Source organism: Novosphingobium sp. 9U (assembly GCF_902506425.1).
In the GTDB taxonomy this organism is placed as follows: Bacteria; Pseudomonadota; Alphaproteobacteria; order Sphingomonadales; family Sphingomonadaceae; genus Novosphingobium.
In genome coordinates, this window is the sequence record NZ_LR732486.1 from 1 (window position 1) to 3,240 (window position 3,240).

Annotated in this window: 2 protein-coding genes and 1 pseudogene; all 3 read left to right on the top strand. The window is 63.2% G+C overall.

Annotated features, from left to right (window positions below; translation table 11 throughout):
* Positions 1–248 (top strand): annotated as a pseudogene (locus tag GV044_RS14050) (12-oxophytodienoate reductase); the annotation flags it as partial.
* 67 nt (positions 249–315) lie between these two features.
* Positions 316–2,547, top strand: a complete 2,232-nt coding sequence (locus tag GV044_RS14055) for a TonB-dependent receptor (RefSeq protein ID WP_201299109.1) — start codon at positions 316–318, stop codon at positions 2,545–2,547.
* Entirely contained in the window at positions 2,544–2,993 is a 450-nt protein-coding gene (locus tag GV044_RS14060; protein WP_159871901.1) for a nuclear transport factor 2 family protein, read from the top strand. Before GV044_RS14055 ends, GV044_RS14060 begins: the two co-directional genes overlap by 4 nt.
* Positions 2,994–3,240: the final 247 nt, after the last annotated feature.

Sequence of the window (3,240 nt, forward strand, 5' to 3'; positions counted from 1 at the left end):
GCTCGATCGGGCTAGACCTCGATTTCCTCGTCAGCCTGGGAGAGGGCCGCACGGCCGAACTGGACCTCGCGCGCCTCGAAGACCTGATGCGGCGCTTCGATCGGGGCGACTTCGATCTCGTCGCCGTCGGCCGCGCGATGATCGCGGAGCCCGATTGGCCAAAGCTCGTCCAGGCGGGAGCGCTCGACCAGCTCAAGCCGTTCGCTACCAGCCTCATGGCCGACCCGCTGATGGCCCATGTGAAATAGCCGGACTGGAGATAACCCGATCGGCGCCGGCAAAGACCGGCCTGACACATTCTTGGGAGAGAAACCGATGCCTATTTCCTCGGCGTTCCGCCAATCGCGCCTGCTTACGGCGGCCGCCCTCATGCCGGTACCGGACCTCGCCGCCCCGGCTCTGGCGCAGGAGAGCGCGGCGCCGGCCCCCAGCACTGCGCCGGCGCTCGCGCCCGAGGACGACAGCATCGTCGTGACCGCCCAGCGCCGCTCCGAACGGTCGCGCGACGTGCCGGTCTCGATCACCGCCATCAGCGCCGAACAGATCACCCAATTGGGTTTGCAGCAACTCAACGACGTGGCCAAGGTCACGCCCGGGTTGCGGTTCGACTACGTCGGAACTTTCGTACAGCCGACGATCCGCGGCGTGGGCACGTCGTTCGCCACCTCCGGTGGCCTGGGCAACGTCGCCATCTATGTCGACGGGTTCTACTCGCCCAATCCGCTCGGTTCCGACTTCCAGCTGAGCAACGTCGAGAACGTGCAAGTGCTGAAGGGTCCACAGGGCACGCTGTTCGGCCGCAACACAACGGGCGGCGCGATCCTTGTCACCACCGCAAAGCCGAGTACCGAGGCCGCTGCGAAGTTCGAAGCTTCGTACGGCTCGTTCGATACCGCCCGACTGCAGGGCTACGCCACCTTTGGCCTGGCCGACAACGTTGCGATCGACATCGAGGGCATGTACAAGCGCGGCGACGGCTTTGCGACTGACATCGTCGACGGCGACAAGGACGTGGGCCGCTATCGTATATGGGGCGTGCGCACCGGCGTGAAGGTGGATTTGGGCGACGATGCCTACGTCCTCGTACGCTACGGCCACAATGACACCAACGATCCAACAGCCAACGTCGCCAACGCCTATGTACTGGACGGCGTGCCGCTTTCGGCCGGGCTGCACCCAGCGGTGCAGTCGCTGCTCGGCCCATCCACGGTCGCCACCAAGTATGACGACGTCGCGCTGACGGTGAAGCCCTCGTTCCGTACCAAGTCCAACGCCGTGCAGGGCACCGTGAGCGCCGATCTCGGCAGCATGACGCTGACGTCCTATACGCAGTATCGCAAGGAGAACTCCTACAGCGTCTCGGATCTGGATTACTCGACCGCGTCGCTGTTCAGCCTTTTCCACCCGATCATCAACAAGACCTTCACGCAGGAGTTCCTGCTGAATTCCAACCCGGGCGGGCGGCTTCAGTGGACCGCGGGCGCGTTCTACGTGAGCTTTGTAGACCACTACAATCTGGTGCTCGGCAGCGCGTTCGGTGCGCCGCCATCGCCGATCGCCGAATCGAGCACGACCACGACCTCGCTTGCCGCCTTTGCCGATGCGACGTACCAGCTGACCGACAAGCTCTTCCTCACCGCAGGGCTGCGCTACAGCCATGATGGGGTGCGCGATTCCTACTTCGACCTGCCGAACGCGGCCGGCGGCCTGACGCGGACCGACGTGCCATCGCTCAAGAGCGACCGGGTGACCCCCCGCGTGGTCATCCGCTACAAGCCGACTACCACATCGAGCGTCTATGCCTCGTTCACCCGCGGCTACAAGCCGGGCTTCCTCAACGTCGGCGGCGCCTCACTCGACGGTATCGAGATTGCGCCGGAGAAGATCCAGGCCTGGGAGGTGGGGTACAAGTATGAGACACGCGGCGCCGCCTTCGATGCCGCCGCCTACTACTACGATTACAAGAACCTGCAGGTATCTAGCTACAACGGCACCCAGAGCCTGATCACCAATGCCGCCTCGGCGCGCATCTACGGCCTCGAGGTGCAAGGCCGAGTGAGGCCGCTGGACGGGCTCGATCTCAGCCTGGCGGGTGCCTACACCAATGCTAAATACCGCAACTTCGACACCGCGCCCTTCTACGATCTCGACCAACCATTCCTTTACGTTATCGGGCCGCGGCCGAATGGCGCGTCGGGGCAGCAGATGCTGCGCGCGCCCAAGTTCACCGGCACCTTCAGTGCGCGCTACGCCTTCGAACTGGGTGGCGGACGCTTCGCGCTTTCCGGTAACCTCTACCACACCTCTGCGTTCGCGTTCGACGCGGCTGGCCAGTTCCACCAAGGCGGCTACGAGACGGTCAACCTGCGAGCGGAATGGACCGACCCGTCAGACCAGTACACATTCGCCCTCTACGGAGAGAACGTAACCGACGCCCGCTATCGTACCCAGGTTCTACCCAGCGTCTTCGGGATCGGCAACGTGTGGTCCTACCCGGCGACCATAGGCGCTTCGGTGCGGGTGAAGATCGGAGGCGTGCGCTCGTGACCGAGATCGAGCGGCTACTCGCGATTGAGGCGATCAAAACAGTCAAGGCCAAGTACTTCTATGGCCTCGACCACAAGGACTGGGATCTCTGGCGACAAGAAGTCTTCGCGTCCGATGCAACCTTGCATGTGCCAGAGGCCAGGCCCGAGCCGTGGCTGGGCATCGAGTCGATCATCGCTTGGGTCTCGGCCAGCACGGCTGACCAGGTGTCAGTCCATCACGGCCACATGCCGATCATAGATTTCACTTCAGACAGCACTGCCAGCGGGATCTGGACGATGGAGGACCGCCTGTACCGCACTCGTGAACACCCGCTTGAAGGTGGTCACACGTATCTGCACGGGTTCGGTCATTACCGCGAACGCTACGTGCTTACCGATCGAGGCTGGCGAATCCACAGCACGCAGCTTACCCGCCTGCGGGTTGAGTTGCAGTTGTCACAGTAGGCGGCCCGGCTGACTACCCGGCCTACCGCAAACGTGGTGGAGGTACGCGGATCGAAACCGGCTGACATGAACATGGTGTAATCGCTGGGAGCGGTCCACCACTGCGCGATCGGTGCTGATGCAGGTGGTTGTTCCCCGGTACGATGAAGAACGGGCTCTCGATTGGTGACCGGGCCCAGCATCAGCGGAGAACAACCATGGACGAGTATATTGGTCTTGATGTCTCGATGAAAGAGACGGCGATCTC